Raw genomic sequence first — 22,858 nt, forward strand, 5'->3', positions numbered from 1 at the left:
GGTGACGGAACCACGCAGTCCGGGGGAAGAACGTCTCGCTCAGCTTGCCGAACCTGAGAAAGAGGTTGCGGCGGGGACGAGGACGTTGGTGATCGGTCCGTATCTGACCCGCCGGCGGCGCGGTGCCGTGGAGGCAGACGGTGACGGGGGCAATCCGCGTCCTCCTGAGGCTCGCCTCGATGAGATCACCGGACTGGCGCTTGCGATCGATCTGACCATCACCCATTCGCTGATCGCGCCCCTGTCCTCGCCGCGCCCTGCCACGTTCATCGGCAGCGGCAAGGTCGAGGAACTGGCGGGCCTGATCCGGGCCGAGGAAATCGGCCTTGTGGTCATGGACTGCGCCCTCAGCCCTGTGCAGCAGCGCAACCTCGAAAAGGCCTGGGGGGCAAAGGTCATCGACCGGACCGGCCTTATCCTTGAAATTTTCGGACGGCGAGCGCGAACCAAAGAAGGCACCCTTCAGGTCGAACTGGCCCATCTGTCCTACCAGAAGGGCCGGCTGGTCCGCTCCTGGACGCACCTTGAGCGTCAGCGCGGCGGCTTCGGCTTCCTTGGTGGCCCGGGCGAGACGCAGATCGAAGCGGACCGGCGCCTCATTCAGGAGCGGATGAACCGGATCGAGCGGGATTTGGAGAGCGTCGTGAAGACGCGCTCCCTGCACCGTACGAGCCGCAGGCGGGTACCTTACCCGATCATTGCGCTCGTCGGTTACACCAATGCCGGCAAATCGACCCTGTTCAATCGCATGACCCAGGCTGACGTCTTGGCCGAAAACATGCTGTTTGCGACCCTTGATACGACCTCCCGTGCCATCGAGCTGCCCCACGGCGAGAAGGCCATCCTGTCGGACACGGTCGGCTTCATCTCCGACCTGCCGACCATGCTGGTGGCGGCTTTCCGCGCCACCCTCGAAGATGTGGTCGAAGCCGATGTCCTGCTGCATGTCCGCGACGTGTCGCACGGGGAGACGGAGGCCCAGGCTGGCGACGTCGCTGTCGTATTGCGGGAGCTCGGCATTGATCCGGACGACACGAGACGCATCGTCGAGGTCTGGAACAAGGCGGACTTGTTGTCGGCGGAGGATCGCGAGCGGCTTGCGACGGCCTCGCACCGGACAGGCGAGGAGAGGCGGCCGATCCTTATCTCGGCCCTGACGGGAGACGGGATCCCCGAACTCCTCGCAACCATCGAACAGCACTTGTCCATGGGACGGCCGACCTATGAGGTCGATGTGGCGCCGGAAGACGGGCAGGGGCTGGCTTGGCTCCACGAGAACACCGAGATCCTGGACCGCGAGACGAGGGAGAACGGGCATACCATCCTCCAGATTCGCCTCGTGGCCGGCAAGGAACCCCGATTCCTCAACCGTTTTCCGGACGCCCGCGTTCTATGAGGACGGGCCGGGCGCACGCTCGGCCAGCTTCGCCGCGACCCAGAGCTCTTCCATCTCTTCGAGCGAAGCCTCGCTAAGGCTGCGGTCCCGCTCTCCGAGCCCCGTCTCGATGGCTTTGAAGCGCCGTTCAAACTTGGCATTCGTCCGTCGCAACGCCTTTTCGGAATCGACGCCCAAATGCCGGGCCAGATTGGTGACCGCGAACAGAAGATCGCCGATCTCGTCCTCGATCCTGTCTTGCTGTCCGGATGAGGAAGCCTCCTTAACCTCCTCCAATTCTTCGTGGATCTTGTCGATGACCTGCATGGTCTCCGGCCAGTCGAAGCCGACCTTTGCCGCCTTGGCCGTGAGCTTCTGGGCTCGCGTCAGAGCGGGCAGGGCCGTGGGGATGCCTCCGAGAAAACCCGCTTCGTGAGGCTCCGGCAAGTGCCCCATCGACTCGCGGGCCGCGCGCCGCTCCGCCTTCTCCTCGGCTTTGATCGTGTCCCAGAGGTTCTTCACCTCCCCGGGCGACAGATCCTTGATGTCCCCAAAGACATGAGGATGGCGCCGGATGAGCTTTCTCGTGATGGCCTCGACCACGTCGGGGAAGGCAAAGGCGCCCTGCTCCTCCGCCATACGGGCGTGGAAGACGACCTGAAGCAACAGATCCCCGAGCTCGTCCCGCAGATCGGCCAAATCGCCCCGCTCGATGGCGTCGACAACTTCGTAAGCTTCCTCGAGCGTGTAGGGAGCAATCGACGCGAAATCCTGCTCAAGATCCCAGGGACACCCGGTTCCGGGCGTTCGCAGGGCCGCCATGATCTCGATAAGTCGCGTGATGTCCTTGGAAGGCTTCATGATGGAATCCCTGGCCCCTTTGACGGTGTCATAGCCTGAGGACAAAACGCCGGGCTAGCTGGATTTGCGCCATTTCCCTGCGTTAGCGCTATAAGGAAGGATGAATGCTTCAGGCATAAGAGGACAAGATCATATGAAAGCCCGGGTGAAACTGGTCGATGGAATGATGTTCGTGGGCGAATCGGGCAGCGGCCATGCCGTCGTCATGGACGGGGCGCCTGAATATGGGGGCCGCAACGTCGGTATTCGCCCAATGGAGCTGCTCCTCATTGGGCTTGGAGGCTGCACGGCCTTCGACGTGGTCCAGATTCTCAGGAAAGGCCGCGAGAAGGTGACGGATTGCGACGTCGAGGTCATCGCCGAGCGCGCGGACACCGACCCGAAGGTCTTCACGGCAATTCACATCGACTACAAGGTCAAGGGCAGGAATCTTGCACCGGCCAAGGTGGAAAGGGCCATCGAGCTTTCCAAGGAAAAGTACTGTTCCGCCTCGATCATGCTCGGAGCCGTGGCCAAGATCACCCATTCCTGGGCGGCAATCGACGAGGCTGAGGAGGTGGAAGCCGCCTCTTCCTGAACCTCCAGCATCCGGGATCCACGTTCATGAAGCTGTTCTTCTCCGACGCACAACTGGCCCACAGGCCTAGGCAATACATGGTGCATGGGCGGATCGTGGATCCCTTCGAAAATCCCGATCGGGCCACGACGCTCCTTGAGGTCCTGGAGGCACAAGGATTGACGAGGACCGATCCGGGCGATTTCGGCCGCGATCCGATCCTGGCGGTCCATGCCGCCCATTACGTGGAGTTCCTCGAGGACGCCTATGCACGGTTCCTGGAACTCCCCAATCACGGCCCGGAAGTTCTGCCCAACGTCCACCCATATCGCGGGGCTGGGATCGACCTGGAAGAGCGTGGTAGGCCGCGCACGACCGGGATTCTCGGTCAAGCGGGCTGGTATATCGGCGATATGTCCTGCGCGATCATGGTAGACACTTTCCAGTCCGCCTATGCTTCGGCCCAGACGGCGATTGCCGGTGCGGAGGCGGTGCTGGCGGGCGAACGGGCCTCCTTCGCACTTTGCCGGCCGCCTGGCCATCATGCCTATGCCGACAGAGCCTCGGGCTTCTGCTTCTTCAACAATGCCGCCATCGCGGCCACGGTGCTGAGGAGCCACTTTCCCAGAGTCGCCATCGTAGATTTCGATACTCACCACGGCGACGGAACGCAGGCGATCTTCTACACCCGCCAAGACGTCTTCTACGGCTCGGTCCACACCGATCCGTCGTCTTATTATCCGCATTATGCGGGTTATGCGGATGAAACAGGAGCAGGGCCCGGCGAAGGGGCCAACCACAACCTGCCGCTCGCGCCGGCTGCCGACGACGAAGCCTTCATCGACGCCAACCAGCGTCTGGCGCTGGCGGTGCAGGCTCACGGGGCTGAAGCACTCGTTCTGTCCGCAGGCTGGGATGCTCACCGGGACGATCCCCTGTCCAAGCTCAACGTGACCTCGGATGCGTTCACGCGGATCGGAGAAATCTGGGGCAAGATCGACCTGCCGACCTTGATCGTCCAGGAGGGCGGCTATTCGCTGGCTGCCATCTCGGAAGCCGCACCAGCCTTCGTCGCGGCGTTCCGCTCCAACGCCGCCGAGTGAGCATTTGAGCCGTTCGCAGCAGGTGGCATGCCGCCGAAGAGCGAAGCACGGTCGTTGCTCACAGTGAGACCTGTCATTCTTTGACCACGTTCTTGTTCACCTTGGTCCGGTACTTCACCCGGCCCTTGATGGCTTGATCTTCGAAAGGACCATCGTGACTCGCACGCCAGAACGCAGGGGCTCGTCGATCGGCCGCCTCACGATCTCAGGCATCGCCGTTATAGCCATCACAGGATGGGGAGCCTATGCCTACTCAGCTCTTTCATCCACGCAGCTCGAACATCAGGTAAGCGGGCAGACGGCTGCGCTCCGAGAGTATCAAGCTCAGTTTCTGTCAGAACGCATGAAGGCGGAGAACGGAGCAAGCGAGATTAGAAAACTCCAGGAGCAACTCGTGTTGGCTACGGGCGAAATCGAGCGGCTCACGCTGAAGCACACGGAGGCCGAGGCAAGCCTTACCGCCGCGAGAGAGCAACTGGCATCGCTCCACGAGATCCATGCCGCTCCGGCCCTCGACGGTGCGCCCGCCCTGCGCGGCGTTACGCCGTTGCCCACGAGGCAGGATGTCATCTCCGCTCAGAAAGCCCTCACGGATCTCGGCTTTGGAAAGCTCGAAGGCGATGGCGTGGTCGGCCCGACCACGCGACAAGCGATTGAAGAGTACCAGCGCCTGGTTGGATTGACCGTAACCGGCGAGCTTCATGCGCAGACACTCCAATCCCTCATGCGGTCCGCAAAGGTCGTGGCCGCACAGAGTGAGCGCACCGAGTAGCTTCAAGGATCAACACAAGGCGTGTCATATGATGTGCCTCACATTTTCTTGAACTCGCGGTAAACCTCTGCGCCTTATGCTGGAATTTTCCGGACTACGATCTTGGCCCCTCCCTGCACGATGCAATTAACCCCCAGGTAACCTCGCCTTGGAAGGTTGCGGGCTCCGCAACCGCCAAAGCGAGTATCCCGTAGATGAAGGTGACAAGCACAGCTATCGCAATCCTCGTCTTCTCGAGCACCTATGCCCTTGCACAGACGCCGAGAGTGATCGGAACGAGCGAAAGTTGGAGCGCATGGAAAGATTACGAGAACAAGTCTGCTGCCTGCTACGTGTATTCCGACGCTTCATCCAAGAAGCCCGAGCACCTCGATCATGGACGGGTGACCCTGTTTGTGCGAAGGCTCAACCACGGCAAGATTCGCACTGAAGCCAGTCTTCAGGCGGGGTATGACTTCGCTCCAACGGCGATCCGCATTGCCGTGGACGGCCGTTCCTTCACCATGATCCCGCGGAGGAACCATGCCTGGCTGCGGCGCACCGAACATGAGACCGAGTTCGTGCGCGCTCTCGAGAAGGGGCGGATAGCGGTTGTCGAGGCAACTTCAAGGCGCGGAAACAAGACGAGTTACAGCTTTCCGCTCAAAGGGTTCACTGCTGTCATGAAGAAAGCCCGTCAAGCGTGTAGGTGAGGCAATTACAGTAGCGGGCGAAGACAGGCCGGGAGCCGCCGGTCCGTCGCCCTGCCTGATCAATAGGCAGCCGAAGTGATGCTTACACAGGGCGCGAGGAGTTCAGTAGGGCGGTCCCAATCGCCTGACGTTCTTCGGCGAAGGAGCAGGTCACCATGGCGTGACCAGATCGCCTGTACCAATAGGCGGCATTGGAGAGGTCGCCTTCTTTTCTGTGCAGATAAGCATGAACCCAGGCGCATTGAGGGTCTGTTTCGTCCATTTGAACAAGGCTGTGAGCCCTGTCCCAGTCCCCACGTGCGTCCCACCAGAGCGCCTGCAGCACAGGGCTCCAATCCTGAGGGGGCCTTTCATGGCGAAGAGATGCCTCAAATGTATCGACACTCATGATCCCGTCTCCTGCGGTTCGCTCTCCTGATCATCGTGCCGGTGTAGCATAATCGATCGTGTCGGCGTGATCATTCACTTTCCGCTTTTCGTTCTTGCTATGGAGGGGCTTGCTTGGCCGCGGGTGGGTAGCCTCAAGCGAGTGCGTTCTGCTGCACGGCCCGGAAGGCGAGGGGCGGAAGGCCTGCCTTCTGTTTGAAGAAGCGGGCGAAATAAGCCGGATCGTCGAAGGCAAGCGCCAAGGCGATCTCCTTGGCGCTCAGACTCGTAAAGGTCAGGTAGCGCTTGGCCTCGAGGATGATTCGCTGATGAACGACGCCAAGCGCAGAATCGCCGAGATGTTCCCGGCAGATCCGGTTGAGATGCGGCGGCGTGAGGCCGAGCCTCCGAGCATAGACCTCGATGGAATGATGCTTGAGGAAATCCCGGTCGACCAACTCGCGAAAGCGCAAGGCATGCTGAAGTGTCCGGTGCCCAACGCCGTTAGTGCGGGCGCTCCTTGCAGTGCCTCGAAGCCTGTGGAGTGCGATCAGGACAAGCATCAGGCGCGCCTGGATGGCTTCCGAGCGCCCGGAACCGCGTCCGGTGAATTCGGCCGCCAAAGACGCAATGTCCTCGGTCAGATTGTTTGCGAGATCCGCGTGATCATGAAGGCAGCTCAACTGAACCGAGCGGAATGTCTCACGGATGCCGTCCATACTCGCGAGGATATGAGTCAATCTGCTGTCGAACAGGGTCAGCACCGTTCCCTGCACGTCGGGCGAGAACGTGTAGCCATGCACCGTCATCGGGGGCAGGGCGATGATAGCGGGGCCCCTCAAACTCGTGCTCTGGCCGTCGACCACGATCTCGGCCGAGCCGGCGGCGAGATGAAGGACCTGGAACAGCTTTTCGTGCCGATGCGGCAAAATCCTGTAATTGTGCAAGCGACTGCGGCTTTGGATGGTTTCGCAATGCACCCAATCCGCCACCGGGTCGTCGCCATCTTCCCCATAAAGTGCGTAGGAAGGGATGTCTCTCAGGGCCAAGATCGTTCGATCCCTCGCATGTCGTGGAATGTTCGATTTGTCCAATCCGATGCTCGCTTTGTCTATTGGCCGTTCGACGGGTGGGAGGCATTCTATACCGGCGTGAGGAAGGCGGCTCAGACCGTCAATGCGGAGGAAATGAGCATGCGGACCAAGGTTGCCATCGTCGGCGCCGGCCCAGCCGGGCTTCTGCTCGGGCGCCTTCTGGACAAGTCCGGAATCGAGACCGTCATTCTCGAGAGGCGCAGTCGCGAGTATGTGCTCGGACGGATCCGAGCCGGCGTTCTCGAGCAGGGGACGGTGGAGCTTCTGGACAGGGCAGGTGTCGGCGAAAGGCTACATGCGGACGGCCTCGTTCACGACGGTGTCGAGTTCTGCTTCGACGGCGACAGGCACCGTTTCGATTTCCGCGAGCTGATCGGAAGAACGGTCACTGTCTATGGCCAGACCGAGGTCACCCGCGATCTCATGCAAGCCCGCGACGCCTCAGGAGCGACGACGATCTACGACGCCGAGAACGTGTCGCTTCATGATTTTGACAGCGACAGGCCAAGGGTGCGCTATGTCAAGGACGGTGTCGAGCATGAGCTGGTTTGTGATTTCATTGCGGGATGCGACGGTTATCACGGCATCGCCCGTGCCAGCGTGCCCGAGGGGGCGATCCGGACTTTCGAAAGAAACTATCCATTCGGTTGGCTCGGCATTCTCGTTGACAGGCCGCCTGTCGCCGAGGAACTGATCTATGCCCACCACGAGCGTGGCTTCGCGCTCTGCTCCATGCGCTCGCACAGCCGCAGTCGCTACTACGTTCAGGTTCCGGCGAACGAGAAAGTCGAAGAATGGTCCGACGATCGTTTCTGGGACGAGTTGCGCCGCAGGCTCGATGACGACACCGCTGGTCGTCTGGTAACGGGCCCATCCATCGAAAAATCCATCGCTCCCTTGAGGAGCTTCGTGGCAGAGCCTTTGCGATTTGGGCGGCTCTTTCTCGCGGGCGACGCCGCCCACATCGTCCCGCCGACCGGCGCCAAGGGGCTGAACCTCGCTGCGAGCGATGTCGGTGCGCTGGCCGATGCGCTCATCGAGTTCTACGCCGAGCATTCCTCGGCGGGGATCGATGGCTATTCAGCACGCGTACTCTCAAGGATCTGGAAGGCCGAACGGTTCTCCTGGTGGATGACTTCCATCCTTCATACGTTTCCGGACACGGATGCTTTCAGTCGCCGGATCCAGAGGGCTGAATTCGACTACATCAGGAGTTCGGAAACAGGCGCCCGCTCGCTGGCGGAAAACTATACCGGGCTTCCGATCTGAAAATTTCTAAGTAATTGCCATTCATCATCTTCAGGGCTTTCATATGGATACTATCCAAAGTAGGTCGCCCGCATCGTTAACTTTACCAGACCATTAATGCGAAATCTGATATGACGTTACGTTGACTAATAAGAAAATATTTCCGAATTCTATATATCACTATGCTGATATTCATGACGGATTGAGCGCTCGCAGAGGTGAGGCCGTCTCAAAGGCATGATGCCGCCCCGTCATACCGGTGAGAGCCCGGTATATTTCACCAACTTTACCATCTGTCTTTTACCGGCCGGAAGGCCATTGGTAGCGTTATGGATCGGTCCGCCGTTTCATCCGCGGCACCATCGCTGGTGGCCGCCGGCCCCTGGCTGACACGCCCGTTCAGAGGCCTGATCGGCCGTTTCGGAATCGGGTTCCTGATCCCGGTGCTCGAAGCGACCCTGCTCATCACACTTCTGGCGCTGGCTCTCCCCGTAGCGCTGCTGCAGGTTTACGACCGAATTCTCCCGAACAAGGCCGTCGGGACCCTGGCGGTTCTCGCCACGACCGTGACGATCGCCATCGTGCTGGAGGCGCTGTTGCGACATGTGCGAGGCCGGGTGCTCGCCCGCGTTGCCGCCACGTCGGAGGCCCAGGCCCATCGTCAGGCCATGCAATGTCTGCTGAACGCGCCGCTTTCAGCCCTTGAGGCGCATGGCAACGGCTATTATGCGGAGCGTCTCTCCGCCATTGGGACGCTGCGCGAAGCATGGTCCGGCCCCGCCCTGCAGGCAATGCTCGATCTCCCCTTTGCGCTCCTTTACCTCATCGGCATCTGGTATCTGGCCGGCCCGCTCGTGCTGCTACCCCTGACGCTTCTGGCAGGTGTGGGACTGCTTGCTGTGCTGACGGGGCGCCGGGTCCGCGATGCCGCCCAAACCCTCGCTCTGGCCGAGGAGCGCCGCTTCAACTTTCTTTTCGACACGCTGAACTGCATCCATTCCATGAAGGTTTTGGGCGCAGAACCTTTGCTCGAGCGGCGCTACGAGCGTCTCCAGAACAGCTCTGCCCAGCTGCGCCGCAAGCTGTCGCATACGATCTCGACCGGGCAGGAGGGCGGCATGCTGCTGTCCCAGGTCGCCACGATCGGCGTTGCAACCTTCGGGTGCCTGATGGTTCTCAAAGGACAGCTCAGCGTCGGTGGCCTCAGCGCATGCACCATGCTCGTCGGCCGCACGATGCAGCCGCTTCTCGGCGGTGTCGCCCTCTGGTCGCGCCTGCAATCGCTCCGGGAGAGCAAGAGGCGCGTTGCCGAAATCGGTGCGCTGCCGCAGGGGCGCAGCCTTGGCAGGCCGCTGCTGCAGATTACGGCCGGACACGTCCTTCTTCAGGATGTCCGGTTTCGTACCCCGCGCTATTCCGACTGGTTGTTCGAAGGAGTCGACCTGGAGGTGCGACCCGGCGAGATCGTCGGCATTACGGGCTCCAACGGATCCGGCCGTTCGGCCCTGCTGCGCCTGATCGCCGGGGACCTGAAGGCCACCGGAGGCCATGTCCTGATCGATGGACAGGATCTCGGTCAGGTCGATATCGGGCCCTCACGCAGGCTCGTCGCGCTGGTCCCGCCGGATCCAGCGCTGGTGCGCGGCACGCTCCTGCAGAATCTGACCATGCATCAGCCGCAGCGCGAAACCTTGGCGCTTCGTCTCGCAACGGAGCTCGGTCTCGACCAGGTCGCCAGCGCTCTCCCGGGCGGCTGGCACACCCAGGTCGGCGTTGCCGCAACCCCGCTGCCGCGCGGCGCAGCCCAGCGCATCGGCGTCGTCCGGGCCTTGGTGGAAGAACCCCGTGTGCTGCTCCTTGACGACATCACCTCACAGATCGACGGCGACAGTGATGCGCGGCTTGCCCGATTGCTTGCGGATCTGCGGGGCAGGGTAACGGTGATCAACGTCACCCACCGGCCGTCCACCTTGAACATTGCCGACCGGGTCTACGCGATCCGGGAGGGACGATTGGAGCGTGTGGCATGAGTCTTGCAAGAGACGACCGTTCGTGCGCACCGCTGGAGCTGCCGGAAGATCTGCTGGCTCCGTCAGATCTAGCCCGCTGTCTCTCCGCGATGCTCTGGCTCCTGGAATGGCCGGGGAGCGTCGATGATCTCCTTTCGGCCCTGCCTCACGTCAAACCGGATATCGATCTCACTGATGTGCGCAACACTCTCGCGATCCTCGGCTATCCGACCCGCATGGAGAGGGTGTCACGGGGATCGCTCGACCCGAGACGCCTTCCGGCCGTTCTGCTCCCAGCAGGCGAGCCCGCGGCCATCGTCTACCGGGACGAAGAGGGCCGCGTCCTGCGTCTCGATGGTGCGACCGGCGAGGTGGAGCCGTGCGATCCGAAGGCGCTGCGCGGCACCTTGATGCTGGTTGTCGACATGGATGCCGGAGCTCCGCGCAAGAGCTGGTTCAGCGGCATCGCTCGGCGCTTCCGGGGCGATCTGCCGGCACTCCTGGGCATCAGCGGATTGATGGCTGTGCTCGGACTTGCCGTGCCGGTCTTCACCATGTCGGTGTTCGACACCGTGATCGCAGGATACAGTCCCGAGACCTTGCCGATGCTTGTTGCAGGCGCAGGTGCGGCCATCCTTCTCGAGGTCGCATTTCGTGTCGTCCGGCAGCGAGCCTTGCTCAGCATTGCCGAGCGGCTCGACCGGCTGGTCCCAAGCGCGGTCTTCACCCAGCTCATGTCCCTGCCAACCGCGCTGGTGGAGCGGGCCGGAACCGCATCGCAGGTATCGCGCCTGCGCGATTTCGCGGCGATCCGCGAGTTCCTCACGGGCAGCTTCGCGGTCGCACTGCTCGACATGCCGTTCACGCTGATCGTCATCGTGCTCATGGTGCTGCTGGGAGGCTGGATTGCCATCGTGCCCGTGGGCACGGCTGTGGGTTTCGTGATCCTTTTCGCGATCTCTCGTGGGCCGATGCGGACCGCAATCGAGCAGGCAGCTCGCGCCAACCAGATGCGGGAGGCGCTCGCTGTGGAGGCCCTCGAAACCGTGCGGACCCTGAAGCTCGTCGGAGCCGAGGAGCGCTGGATCGATCGTTACTCTTCCGCGGCTGCCGCCGCCGCCGTGTCATCGGCGCGTGTCAGCACGCTCGCCGGTTCGGTTCTTGCGGCGAGCCAAGCGCTGGTGACGCTGTCGGGGCTCGCTGCCGTGGTGATGGGTGTGCTGTCGGTTCTGGGCGGCGCCATGACAGCGGGCGCGCTCATCGCCGGCATGATGCTGATCTGGCGCATTCTCGGACCCATGCAGACCTTTTTCGTCATGCTCTCGCGATGGGAACAGACGCAGGCGTCGATCCGGCAGGTCGACGGCCTGATGGCCCTGGAGACAGAGCGCCCTCCGCCACTTGAGGCGAGGATGGCACCGCCGGAGCAGGGCGCCATCGTCTTCCAACGCGTGACCCTCCGTTATCTCCCGCAATCCGAGCCGGTTCTGGCCGGGGCCAGCTTCTCCATCCAGCCGGGACAGGTCGTGGCCGTCACCGGTGCGGAAGGGAGTGGCAAGTCGACCCTTTTGCTTCTGATCGCAGGTCTCTACCGGCCCCAGGGTGGCCTGGTGCGTATCGACAGCCATGACGTCCGTTCCTTCAATCCGGCGGTTCTCCGGCGCAGCATCGGTTGGGTGCCGCAGTCGCCCGGACTTCTGTACGGCACCGTGGCGCAAAATCTTCGCCTCGCGCGTCCCAGCGCGTCCGACGCGGACCTGCGCGCAGCAGCCGAAGAGGCCGGGGTGCTGGAGGCCATCGAGGCTTTGCCGCAGGGCTTCGATACCCGCGTCGGCGACAACCAGAGCGGACGTCTTCCGCGTAGCATCCTGCAGCGCATCGCCCTTGCGGCGGCCCTGCTGCGCGATGCGCCCATCCTGCTGCTCGACGAGCCCGTTGCCGGCCTGGACGATGCGTGCGCCAAAGCCTTCACGGACGTCATTGCCTCGCGTCGCGGTCGCTGCACCATTCTCATGGCAACGCATCGCCCGAGCCATATCCGATTGGCTGACCGCGTCCTGCGCCTGCGCGATGGACAGGTCGAAGAGCTCGAACAGCAGACGGCTCCCGTCGGCCCGCGCCCCACGAGAGCTCCAATTGGCCCATCGCTGGCGAATGCCGCCTTCGCGAATATGGCGGCCGCCAACAGTCCGAAAGTTGCATGATGAGCAAGACCGCAACACCTGCTGTCCACGGCGATATCCTGCCCGCAGGGATCGACAGCCGTGTCCTACCTCGGGCCAGCCGTCAACCGCGACCGGACGGTCACGTGTTGGCGCTCGAAGAGCTGCGCGTGAAAGGACTGGAGCGTACCGTCGTGCTGGGGACCGGGATCCTGGTGGCGGCTGGCTTGGCCTGGGCTGCCCTGACCCGGGTTCCCGAAGTTGCAGTCGGCACCGGTGAGATTTCTCCGATGGTTGCGGCTGCGCCGATCCAACATCTCGAAGGCGGCATCGTCGCGGAAGTGCTGGTGAACGAAGGTGAGGCGGTCGAGGCGGGGCAGCCGCTACTGCGCATGAACGATGCCGTGGCGCAATCTGAACTGTCACAAGCCCGGCACCGCCTGGAATCCCTGCGACTTCAGGCGCAACGCCTTGCAGCGGCCGCGGACGGCCATATCGTGGCTCTCGACCTCCGCGGACGTCAAATACCTTCGGCCGGTCTCGTAGCCAGTGCCGGTGGAGACGCGCAGGCCGTACCGCCGCTCGCTTCCGGCATGTTCGTCGAACCGCAGCGAGCCGCATTGAATTCGCGCCTGCGGGCGTTGGCCGACCGCGTGGCTGTTCTGCAGGAACAGGTGGCGCAGCGGCGGAGCGATCTCCTGACACTCGGAGGGCAGATTTCCGCCGTGCAGGAGCAGATGGCGCTTCATTCCAAAGAGCTCGGAATCCGGGAAGACCTCGCCAGCAACGGCTTGACGACCCGTCTTTCGGTTCTGGAGGCACAGCGGCTGTTCATGAGCGCGAAAGCCGAGCACGAGCGGCTCACCGGCCAGCGTGTGACGGCGCAGCGCAGTCTGGCCGAGGCTGAAGCCCGAATCGCCGAGGCGCAATCGGCGGCCGTGGACGAGGCACGCCAGGAGGCGGCCCGGGTCGCCCTGGATGTCGCAGAAACAACCGAACTCGTCCGCAAGTTGGAAGATCGCGCGGAGCGCGTCATGTTGCGCGCGCCCATCGATGGTATCGTGCGAGGGCTTACGGTTCATCGTCCCGGCACGGTTCTTCCGCCGGGCGGCCTTGTCGCTGAAATCATGCCGCAGAACGCGCAACTCGTGGCCGATGTCAGGCTCATGCCCCGCGACATTGGTTTCATCGAGGTCGGTCAGCAGGTCCATGTGAAAGTGCAGGCCTTCGATTATGCCCGATTCGGATCGGTCGAGGGCAGCGTGGAGCGCGTGTCGGCCGGCACCTTCCTCGATGAGCAGCGGCAGCCGCACTACCGCGCACGCATTGCGCTCAAACAGCAATATGTCGGCCACGATCCACGTCATGCGCAGCTCGTGGCCGGCATGACTGTGCAGGCGGATATCACGACCGGCACCAAGACCGTGCTGCAATACCTGCTCAAACCAATCTATTCGGCCATGGCCGCATCCTTCCACGAACGCTGAGCACATCATGACCCAGCAGCCCGACCTGACCATCCCGTTCGACGCCAGCGTCGTGGATGAGGAAGCCCTGCGTGCCCTCCGTGCCGTGCAGCGGACGGTTCCCATGGGGGACGGCGGGGCGGCCGGCAATCTTGCCGGGGGCACCGAAGCTGTCGCGGCGTTCGGCATGATGCCGGGCTCGCCCTCCGGCGGCGCTGGAGGCGCGGCAGGCATTATCCCGCCGGTCGCTGAAGTATCTGCTCCTCGTCCCGCCGGCGCGCCACTGGAAAGGCTCGATGAACCTGCTCCCGCAGTCACGACGGTGTCACTCGCGGCCGCACCGATCGACGTGCCGATCTTCGTCGACGCGCCGCCCTCTCGTCCCGTCGCACCTCCGAGGATTGGTGGTTCCCATGAGGCGCCGGGTTCGACGGTTTCATCGCATGATATAGCGGCCCCATCAGAGGTTGCACGGGCGCAGACCACTCCGCGGGACGAGGATAGGCCAATCCCGACGCCCGAACATAGCCAGCCCCAACCAGAGGAACCGCGGGACAACGTAGCCTCGGCCCCAGTCGTGCGCGCCGCGGATTCGGAGGGGCAGGAAGATCAAGCCATTGCGCTCGATCTGTCTGCCGTCCTGACGGACAATGACGGCTCGGAGCTGCTGTCGATCAAGATCTATGGCGTTCGTGAAGGTGCTTCTCTCTCGCATGGCAAGCGCCAGCCGGATGGGAGCTGGAGCGTGGCTCCGACCGACCTGCCGCATCTCGCCTTTATCCCGCCGGACAACTTCTCAGGCACGGTCAACCTCAGGCTGCAGGCCACCTCACAGGAGCTGAACGGATCTACCGCCATCATCGATGCTCCCTTCCAGATCCAGGTGCACGCCGTCGCCGATGCGCCGGATGTGGTCGTCGCCGACGCCCGTGGCTACGAGGATACGCCGGTAAGCCTTTTGGGCCTCGGCGGAGCACTGCGCGACACGGACGGCTCCGAGAGCCTCAGCTTCGTGCTCAGCGGGGTGCCCGTTGATGCGACCCTCAGCGCCGGCACACCGCTTGGCGGCGGCCGTTGGGCTCTGACGCCTGCGCAACTGGAAGGCCTGATCCTTACCCCGCCGCCGCAGATGTCCGGCCACTTCACCCTGACGCTCACGGCCATCGCGACCGAGAGCGAGCCGGGCGTGCCCAGCGCCCGGACCTCTGCCACGTTCACGGTGAGCGTCGATCCTGTCGTGGATGCGGGCAGCATCGGCGGATCGAGCGCAGGTTCGGAAGATGGCCCAATCCTGCTCCAGCCCAACTTCTCCACTCCAGACCACGACGGCTCGGAAACATGGTCCGAGTTCACCCAGGTAGCAGGCCTCCCCCCAGGCGCTTCGCTCAATCTCGGCTCCGAGATCGCACCAGGTGTATGGCAGGTCTCGACTGCCGACCTCCGCGCTGGTCTCGTCACGATCCGCCCGGCCGAGCACAGCGACGAGGATTTCACGCTCACCCTGACGGCGACCCTGACGGACAGCGGAAACGGCAAGAGCGTCAGCCGGGCGGTGACGGGCACCCATACGGTGGCGGTCACGGCGGTTGCCGACGAACCTCTGGTGGCGGCGCGTGATGTGTCGGGGCATGAGGACCAGTCGATTCCGCTCAACGTCTCGGCCGTTCTCGCGGACACCGACGGCTCCGAGACCCTGACGGTCCGGATCCTCGGTGTCCCCGATGGCGCTTCTCTGTCGCACGGCACACGCCAGCCCGACGGCAGCTGGAACGTGCCGCCGGCCGATCTGGCTCATCTTTCCATCACGCCGCCCCACGATTTCGCCGGCACGATCAAGCTGACGCTCGAGGCGACCGTTCGCGAAAGCTCGAACGGTTCGACGGCGACGCACAGCGTTGGTTTTCGGGTTGACGTTGAGGACGTTTCCGACGCTCCGCTGGTAAGCGTCCACGACGCTGCAGGACGCGAGGACGAGTGGACCTCGCTGGACCTCCGGGCGGCGCTCACGGACACCGACGGTTCGGAGACGCTGACGGTGAGCATCATCGGCGTGCCAGCGGGAGCGCGCCTGTCCCAAGGCATCCGCGCCGCGGATGGCAGCTGGCAGGTCACACCAGAGCAATTGGCAGGTCTTGCCATCCTCCCACCAGAGAACTTTTCCGGCACGATCAACCTGAGCCTGCGCTCCACTTCCATAAGTCCGAACGGCTCGACGGCTATCGTCGACTCACCGTTCCGGATCCACGTGGACGCCGTCGCGGATACGCCCGTGGTCGGTGTGCACGATGCCGCCACGAAGGAGGACCAGCCGATTGCGCTCGACCTCTCGGCGGCTCTCACCGACACCGACGGCTCCGAGATGCTCTCGGTGGTGATCGAGGGCCTGCCGGCCGGCTCCCGCCTGTCGGCCGGTATCGACAACGGCGATGGCAGTTGGACGCTCGCGCCCGGGCAGCTCTCCGGCCTGACCCTGACGCCGCCGGTCGATTGGAGCGGCCGCATGGACCTGACCCTGGTGGCTCAGGCGCGGGAGACCTCGAATGGCTCGACCGCGACGGTGCGGGCGCCGTTCACCGTCGCCGTGGAGGCAGTGGCGGATGCGCCACTGGTGTCGGCCCATGACGTGTCCGGCCTCGAGGACACGCCGATCGCGCTCGATCTCTCGGCGATGCTGAAGGACCGGGACGGATCGGAGGTGCTCTCCGTCGTCATCTGGAATGTGCCAACCGACGCGTCCCTGTCGCACGGCTCCCGCCAGCCAGACGGCAGCTGGGTCGTGGCTCCGACCGACCTGGCCAGGCTGAAATTCATCCCTAAACCGGATTTTTCCGGTCCGGTGAACCTCCGCATCGAAGCAACCGCCCGGGAGGGGAACGACGATACCGCGACCAGCACGGCCGATTTTCGCGTCCAGATCCACGCGGTCGCAGATACGCCCGATGTCACGGTGGCCAACTTCACGGGCCGTGAGGACGAGCCTGTCGCTCTGACCGGGCTAGGAGGTGCCCTTCGAGACATTGATGGCTCGGAAACACTGAGCTTTATCCTCACGGTGCCTCCAGGCGCTACGCTCAATGCCGGCACCAGACAGGCGGACGGCAGCTGGCTCCTGACGCCCGCGCAGCTCAACGGCCTCGTCCTCACGCCTCCGGCGAACAGCTCGGGGCGGTTCGAACTGACGCTGACGTCCGTCGCGACGGAGCGCGAGCCGGGTGTGCCGAGTGCGCGCAACACCGCGAAATTCACGGTCGATCTCGATCCCGTGCTGGACCAGGGCACCATCACCGGATCGGCCTCCGGCAACGAGGATACCTGGATCACGCTTACTCCGAAGTTCGATACGCCCGATCAGGACGGATCCGAAACCTGGTCCGCGCTCACCACGATCTCCGGCGTACCAACCGGCGCGTCGCTCAACCGTGGCACGATGGTGGAGCCGGGCGTGTGGAAGGTTTCCACGAGCGCCCTTCAGGACGGTCTCGTCAGGATCAAGCCGCCGCTGAACAGCGATGAGGATTTCACCCTGACGTTCACCGCGACGCTGACGGATACCGGCAACGGAAAATCGGTCAGCCAAGTAATCACGGGGACGAATCCGGTCATCGTCAACGCGGTGGCGGACAAACCGACGGTGAGCGCTTCCAACGCATCGGGCAAGGAAGACCAGGAGATTCCGCTCAATCTGTCGGCTGGCCTCGTGGACACCGATGGATCGGAGACGCTGACGGTCAGGATCTACGGCGTTCCGGCATCGGCTTCGCTCACGAAGGGCGTGCTTCAGTCCGACGGCTCCTGGATCGTCTCGGCTGCTGACCTGCCGAACGTCGCCCTGAAGCCACCTGTCGATTTTTCAGGCACTCTGGACCTCCGGATTCGAGCGACCGCGACGGAAAGCTCGAACGGAAAGACCGCCTGGAGCGAGGCGACGTTCCAAGTGCAGGTCGACGCCGTGGCCGACGAGCCGGGGCTGCGTGTTGCTCCGGCCGTGGGCGACGAAGACACGGCCATTCCGCTCACCATATCGGCCTGGACCACCGACCGGGACGGCTCGGAGACAATCACCGGGTTTCGGATCACCGGCATTCCGGAGGGGGCGGTGATCCGGGCCGGCGGGGTCGCGCTGGTCGTCGTCAACGGGAGCGTCCTGGTTGATCCGGCCGTGGTGAACAGCCTGACCATCACACCTCCCGCTCAATCGGATGAAGATTTTACCCTGAAAGTGTCCGCTGTCTCCGCGGAACCGAATGGCAGCACGGCCGAAAGCGCGCCGCTCGATCTGCGTGTGACGGTCCGCGCCGTGGCTGATGCTCCCGTCATGGACGTGACCGGCGCCAGCGGACTTGAAGACACGCCGATTGCGCTCAACCTTTCGGCGACGCTCCCGGACAACGATGGATCCGAGACGCTGAGCTTCGTGATCAGGGGGGTGCCGGATGGCGCAGTCATGTCCCATGGCACGTATCGTGGTCCAGGCGTGTGGTCCCTGACGGCTGAGGAAGCCAGGCTGGCGACCTTGCTGCCGCCGGCCAACTTTTCGGGAACCATCAACCTGACCGTGACGGCGATCACGCAGGAGGAGCGGGGAGGCGACCAGGCATCGACCACCATCCCATTCCCGGTCAAGGTGGAGGCCGTGATCGACATCCCGGCGGTCGGCGGCCTCGACGGCGTGTCCGGCAATTGGGGGACCATGCACGGAACGGAGGATCAGCCGATTTTGCTGCGCCTCGATCCGGGACTCGCGGACAGCGACGGCTCGGAGAAAGTCGTCGGCGACATTCTCATCAGCGACGTTCCCGCCGGGGCCGTTCTGCGGTTGGCCGATAGCACGGTCGTCAACGCGGATGAGAACGGGATCTACAGGATTTCCGCCGCCAATATGACCGGCGTGACGCTGATAATGCCTCGCGACAGTGACGAAGCACACACCCTCAGGATCGAAATGACGATCGAGGACAGCGGCGGCGTGCGCGCCACGATCGGCGGAAAGATGGTGGTGGATCCGCTCGGCGATGCCGACACGCCGAATGTGACGTTCGAGCCGTCCCAGGGGAGTGCCCATAACAGCCTGGACCCGGACCAGGGCTGGATCCCGCTCCATATCACCGCAATACCGGCGGACAAGGATGGCTCGGAAACCCTCCAGATGTGGGTCCGCGATGTTCCGGCGGGAGCCGTACTCTCGTCCGGAATCGCAGTCGGCGAGGGCATTTGGCTGGTTCCGGTCCAGGATCTTCCGACTCTCTCCATTCGCCCCAAGGCGGGTTCCACTGAACGCTTTGAGTTGAAAGTCACCGCCGTTGCGGTGGAGCGGGAGGGGGATCAGACCGATTTGACGGTCGTCGTCCCGGTGACCCTCACGGTGCCGAGTGGCGGCGGTGGGGATGGGGACGGAGGCGGTGGAACGAATCCTGGACCTGATCCGGACAAGGCTCCATTGGCCCAGGCCCCTTCGCTGGTTGTCAAGGACGCTGACACCCTCGAGGACCGCAGCGTCCTTCTGTCCATCGAAGCCGAGACAAAGGATACGGATGGCGGACACGAAACCCTCGGCATCCGCATCAATGGAGTCCCTGAAGGCGCGAGCCTTTCGGTTGGCGTCAGGGATCCGCTGACGGGAGCGTGGGCGCTGCATCCGGATCAGCTGAAGGACGTCAGGCTTATTCCTCCGGCGAATTTCTCCGGGAGGATCGATCTTCAGGTCGTCGCGGTTTCGACGGAAGCCACCGGTGACCAGAAGGCCGTTTCGGCCACGATCAGCGTCAATGTCGAAGCGGTCGCCGACAATGCTGTCATCAATGCCAATCCCTCCGTGGGAGAAGAGGACGGTGCCGTTCCGTTGAAGCTCTTGGTTACGCCCGGCGACAGTGATGGCAGCGAATTCGTCGCGCCCGTGATCATCTCCGGCGTTCCAGCGGGAGGACACCTCGAAGGCGCCGGTGTCGTCGATCTCGGCAACGGCCGCTGGTCCGTCGATTCCACCCAGCTGGAGAATCTCAAGTTCGTCCCGCCCGCCAACAGCCATGGCACCTATCACCTGACGGTGACGGCCACGACGCAGGAGACAAGCAACGACGATACCCACGAGACGCAGCGGGTCATCGCCGTCACCGTCGTGCCGAAAGCAGATGCCCCGACGGTCACCGTTCACGACGCTGCCGGAAAAGAAGACGGGACCATCACTCTCGATCTTTCTGCGTCTCTCGTGGACACGGACGGGTCCGAAGTGCTCTCGGTGGTCATCCAGGGATTGCCCGAAGGCGCGCGCCTGTCCAAGGGTATCAACAACGGCGACGGCAGCTGGACTTTGACGCCCTCGCAACTCGCCGGATTGACCGTGACGCCGCCCGCCGATTGGAGCGGCACCATGAATTTGACCGTGCAGGCCCATGCGCGGGAACTCTCAAACGGTTCAGTGGCAACGACGGAGGCCACGATCCAGGTGAATGTGGAGGCCGTTGCGGACACGCCTGTCGTCGGGGCGCGCGATGCAGCCGGGCTGGAAGACCAGCCGATTGCCCTCAGCCTTTCGGCAGCCCTGACCGACCGGGATGGTTCGGAAGTGCTGTCGGTGGTCATCCTGGGGATGCCCGCCGGGGCCAGCCTCACCTATGGTACGCGCCAATCAGATGGGACTTGGATCGTTGCTCCAGCCGACTTGCCGCGTCTCGCCGTCATCCCGCCGGAGAACTTCTCGGGCACCTTCGGCCTCACCATGCGTGCCATCACCCGAGAGCCGAATGGCGATACGGCCACGAGCGCGGCGAGCTTCCGCGTGCAGGTCGAGGCGGTGGCGGATGCACCGAATGTCACAGTGCGCGATTTCACCGGCAACGAGGACACGTCCATCAGGCTCACGGGCTTGGGCGGTGCTCTGGTCGACACGGACGGCTCGGAGAGCCTGAGCTACATTCTCAGCGGACTGCCGGCCGGGGCGAGCCTGAACGCAGGAACGAAACAGCCCGACGGCAGTTGGTTGCTCACGCCGAGCCAACTCAACAGCGTGGTCTTCACGCCACCGCCGAATGTGTCCGGGCAGTTCACCCTGACGCTCACCGGCATTGCGACCGAAAGCGCCGGCGGCTCCGTGGCCCGCACGTCAAAGGACTTCACCATCGGCATCAACCCGGTCGCGGATGCGGGCACGATCGCCGGAACAAGCGTGGGACACGAGGACACCCCGATCCTGCTCAATCCGACCTTCGCGCTTTCGGACAACGATGGATCGGAAACTTGGTCGGAGTTCACCCAGGTGTCGGGCCTGCCCGCTGGCGCGAGCCTCGATCGGGGCACGCAACTCGCGCCGGGCACATGGCTGGTCGCGACGGCGGACCTTCGCGCGGGTCTGGTGAGCATCAATCCGGTGGAGCACAGCGATGCGGATTTTACCCTGACCCTGAAGGCGACGATCACGGATACCGGCAACGGCATCTCCGTCAGTCGCGAGGTGACGGGCGTGCACGTGGTCACCGTCAACGCCGTAGCCGACGCGCCCAATGTGGCCGCGCAGGATGCGACGGGGCAGGAGGATCACGCTATTGCGCTGAACCTGTCCGCGGCCCTCGTGGATACGGACGGCTCGGAGACGCTGACGGTCAACATCTTGGGCGTTCCGGATGGATTCGCCCTGTCCCACGGCACGTCCCTCGGGAGCGGCGTGTGGCAGGTTCCCTCGGCTGCTCTCCCAGGGCTGCAACTCCATCCTGCTCAGGACTGGAACGGGACGCTGCACCTGACCCTTCAGGCGACGAGTAATGAGACGAGCGGTGGCAGCGCGACGGCGACCACGCCTTTCACCGTGACGATCGAAGCGGTGAACGACGCGCCGGAACTGGTGCTGAACGCACCGGCTCATGCGGAGGCGGGAGCCCATCAGGCGAGTGCGGTTGGCCTCGTTGAGGCGCATGACGTGGACAGTCTCCATCTGGGGGGCGCGACCGTGACGCTCACCGGCGCTCAGGCGGGCGACAGGCTCGATTTCGATGGCTACGTGCTGCACGAGGAGAACGGACACATGATGGTCGGCGATACCGGTATCGAGGTCGTCGGCGGCGGTTATGCGTCCCATTCGGGCACATTGACGCTGAGGGGAGATGCATCGCCGGATATCTATTCGGCGGTGCTGCAATCCCTGGTGCTGGAGAGCGCCGAGCCGACCGGCCTCGCTGCCGGGTCGCGCAACGTAGCCGTGACGCTGTTCGACAGCGAGGGAACCGCATCGGCGCCGAAAGCCATCGAAGTGATCGTTGACGAGCCACCGCCGCCCCTCAGCGATGCCCACGGCCCCATGGCTGCAGCGGATACCACGACCTCCCAGGATCTGTCCGGGTCCGACATTCTACTGATGATGGCGGATGGCATGATGGATCCGGGCCATGGTGCCGGAGGAGCATGGACCGAGCAAATCGACATCGGCACTCCCGCGGAGACAGCCCCGCACCAACCCATGGAACTCGATCAACCCGCTCCCGATCACGTTCAGCCGATCGATAATCTCCAGATCGAGGCAGCTAGGACCCATTGGTCCTGAGGTCTCGAAGGGTCAGGCAACAAAGAGGGCATCGGACACAGTGGGTCCGATGCTTTAGGCGAGCCGTTCCTGTTGACGTGTCCCAGGCGGCGGCCTTAGAGAGAATTTAGCATCAGAGCGGTGTTCGCCGTTTCTGGAGGGGTGGCCGAGTGGTTTAAGGCAGCGGTCTTGAAAGTGCGCCGTTGTGCCGGCGTTTTGTGAGTAGTTTGTGAAAGCTACCGGAGTGATCTTATCTCCGTAATGCATCTCGGTTAGGCCGATCCGAAAGGAAAAGCTGAACATAGCATCCGAGGAAAAGGCCCATGAGGAGAACGGGTAGTCTCCAACAGGTTGGGTCAGCGATGACGTATATGGGTAGACCCTTACTGGTCGAACCTTAATCGTGTGGGGATTACTGAGACCCATAGGGGAAAACCCGTGCCCCTATCCTCCCTTCGCTCGGAAGGTTTTCAAGTTCGAGCGAAAGATCAGGGATGGCACAGCCTTCAGGAAGAAGGAAACGATGGAAGAGGACCCTAAGTGCGTAGACACAAGACGTCCGGAACTGCGGGAAAACCTACGGGAAGCGATTCCTATGGTTTCGGAGTCATCGTAGTATCCGACAGCGCAAGCTGATAATCTCGA

General features: G+C 63.4%; 12 protein-coding genes. 10 read left to right on the forward strand and 2 right to left on the reverse strand.

The features are described from left to right. The first annotated feature begins 1 nt into the window (after position 1). A complete protein-coding gene (hflX, locus tag DDF70_RS18150) occupies positions 2 to 1,396 on the forward strand; it encodes a GTPase HflX (RefSeq protein WP_114946268.1) in 1,395 nt (464 codons plus the stop codon). Here hflX and mazG read toward each other — a convergent pair. Beyond that, a complete protein-coding gene (gene mazG / locus DDF70_RS18155) occupies positions 1,391 to 2,236 on the reverse strand; it encodes a nucleoside triphosphate pyrophosphohydrolase (protein ID WP_114946293.1) in 846 nt (281 codons plus the stop codon). The genes hflX and mazG overlap by 6 nt on opposite strands. A 133-nt stretch (positions 2,237 to 2,369) precedes the next feature. Between mazG and DDF70_RS18160 the strand changes: the two genes are divergently transcribed. The 4 genes from DDF70_RS18160 to DDF70_RS18175 all read left to right on the forward strand — a co-directional run bounded on the left by DDF70_RS18160 (position 2,370) and on the right by DDF70_RS18175 (position 5,359). Continuing rightward, entirely contained in the window at positions 2,370 to 2,813 is a 444-nt protein-coding gene (locus DDF70_RS18160) for an OsmC family protein (protein ID WP_114946269.1), read from the forward strand. Between the two features lie 26 nt (positions 2,814 to 2,839). Beyond that, positions 2,840 to 3,895 carry a histone deacetylase family protein gene (locus tag DDF70_RS18165; protein ID WP_114946270.1) on the forward strand — a complete coding sequence of 352 codons (1,056 nt, stop codon included), beginning with the start codon at positions 2,840 to 2,842 and terminating at the stop codon, positions 3,893 to 3,895. Between the two features lie 154 nt (positions 3,896 to 4,049). Beyond that, entirely contained in the window at positions 4,050 to 4,667 is a 618-nt protein-coding gene (locus DDF70_RS18170; protein ID WP_162820481.1) for a peptidoglycan-binding domain-containing protein, read from the forward strand. 194 nt (positions 4,668 to 4,861) lie between these two features. Then, on the forward strand, positions 4,862 to 5,359 hold the full coding sequence (locus tag DDF70_RS18175) for an invasion associated locus B family protein (RefSeq protein WP_114946272.1): 498 nt from the start codon (positions 4,862 to 4,864) through the stop codon (positions 5,357 to 5,359). A 521-nt stretch (positions 5,360 to 5,880) separates the two neighbouring features. Here DDF70_RS18175 and DDF70_RS18185 read toward each other — a convergent pair. After that, on the reverse strand, positions 5,881 to 6,774 hold the full coding sequence (locus tag DDF70_RS18185; RefSeq protein ID WP_162820483.1) for a helix-turn-helix domain-containing protein: 894 nt from the start codon (positions 6,772 to 6,774) through the stop codon (positions 5,881 to 5,883). Between the two features lie 144 nt (positions 6,775 to 6,918). Between DDF70_RS18185 and pobA the strand changes: the two genes are divergently transcribed. The 5 genes from pobA to DDF70_RS18210 all read left to right on the forward strand — a co-directional run bounded on the left by pobA (position 6,919) and on the right by DDF70_RS18210 (position 22,234). Next, positions 6,919 to 8,088: a 4-hydroxybenzoate 3-monooxygenase gene (pobA, locus tag DDF70_RS18190; RefSeq protein ID WP_114946294.1), complete on the forward strand. Its 1,170-nt coding sequence runs from the start codon at positions 6,919 to 6,921 to the stop codon at positions 8,086 to 8,088. Positions 8,089 to 8,396: 308 nt separating this feature from the next. Then, positions 8,397 to 10,097: a peptidase domain-containing ABC transporter gene (locus tag DDF70_RS18195; protein ID WP_114946275.1), complete on the forward strand. Its 1,701-nt coding sequence runs from the start codon at positions 8,397 to 8,399 to the stop codon at positions 10,095 to 10,097. Then, positions 10,094 to 12,280, forward strand: a complete 2,187-nt coding sequence (locus DDF70_RS18200) for a peptidase domain-containing ABC transporter (RefSeq protein ID WP_114946276.1) — start codon at positions 10,094 to 10,096, stop codon at positions 12,278 to 12,280. Before DDF70_RS18195 ends, DDF70_RS18200 begins: the two co-directional genes overlap by 4 nt. Next, complete coding sequence (locus DDF70_RS18205; protein ID WP_114946277.1) at positions 12,277 to 13,725, forward strand: HlyD family type I secretion periplasmic adaptor subunit; 1,449 nt, start codon at positions 12,277 to 12,279, stop codon at positions 13,723 to 13,725. The genes DDF70_RS18200 and DDF70_RS18205 overlap by 4 nt, the downstream gene beginning before the upstream one ends. A gap of 7 nt (positions 13,726 to 13,732) precedes the next feature. Continuing rightward, the gene (locus tag DDF70_RS18210) at positions 13,733 to 22,234 is read left to right on the forward strand and encodes an Ig-like domain-containing protein (RefSeq protein WP_114946278.1); all 8,502 of its coding nucleotides are present in this window, start codon (positions 13,733 to 13,735) and stop codon (positions 22,232 to 22,234) included. Positions 22,235 to 22,858 lie beyond the last annotated feature (624 nt).

Source organism: Microvirga calopogonii (assembly GCF_003347665.1).
Classification (GTDB): Bacteria; Pseudomonadota; Alphaproteobacteria; order Rhizobiales; family Beijerinckiaceae; genus Microvirga; species Microvirga calopogonii.

What these genes read in the sequence shown, in the direction of transcription:
- DDF70_RS18200 (WP_114946276.1), top strand. Translation starts at nt 10,094, where the DNA reads ATGAGTCTTGCAAGAGACGACCGTTCGTGCGCACCGCTGGAGCTGCCG.
- pobA (WP_114946294.1), top strand. Translation starts at nt 6,919, where the DNA reads ATGCGGACCAAGGTTGCCATCGTCGGCGCCGGCCCAGCCGGGCTTCTG.
- DDF70_RS18195 (WP_114946275.1), top strand. Translation starts at nt 8,397, where the DNA reads ATGGATCGGTCCGCCGTTTCATCCGCGGCACCATCGCTGGTGGCCGCC.
- mazG (WP_114946293.1), bottom strand. Translation starts at nt 2,236, where the DNA reads ATGAAGCCTTCCAAGGACATCACGCGACTTATCGAGATCATGGCGGCC.
- DDF70_RS18210 (WP_114946278.1), top strand. Translation starts at nt 13,733, where the DNA reads ATGACCCAGCAGCCCGACCTGACCATCCCGTTCGACGCCAGCGTCGTG.
- DDF70_RS18160 (WP_114946269.1), top strand. Translation starts at nt 2,370, where the DNA reads ATGAAAGCCCGGGTGAAACTGGTCGATGGAATGATGTTCGTGGGCGAA.
- DDF70_RS18205 (WP_114946277.1), top strand. Translation starts at nt 12,277, where the DNA reads ATGATGAGCAAGACCGCAACACCTGCTGTCCACGGCGATATCCTGCCC.
- DDF70_RS18175 (WP_114946272.1), top strand. Translation starts at nt 4,862, where the DNA reads ATGAAGGTGACAAGCACAGCTATCGCAATCCTCGTCTTCTCGAGCACC.
- DDF70_RS18165 (WP_114946270.1), top strand. Translation starts at nt 2,840, where the DNA reads ATGAAGCTGTTCTTCTCCGACGCACAACTGGCCCACAGGCCTAGGCAA.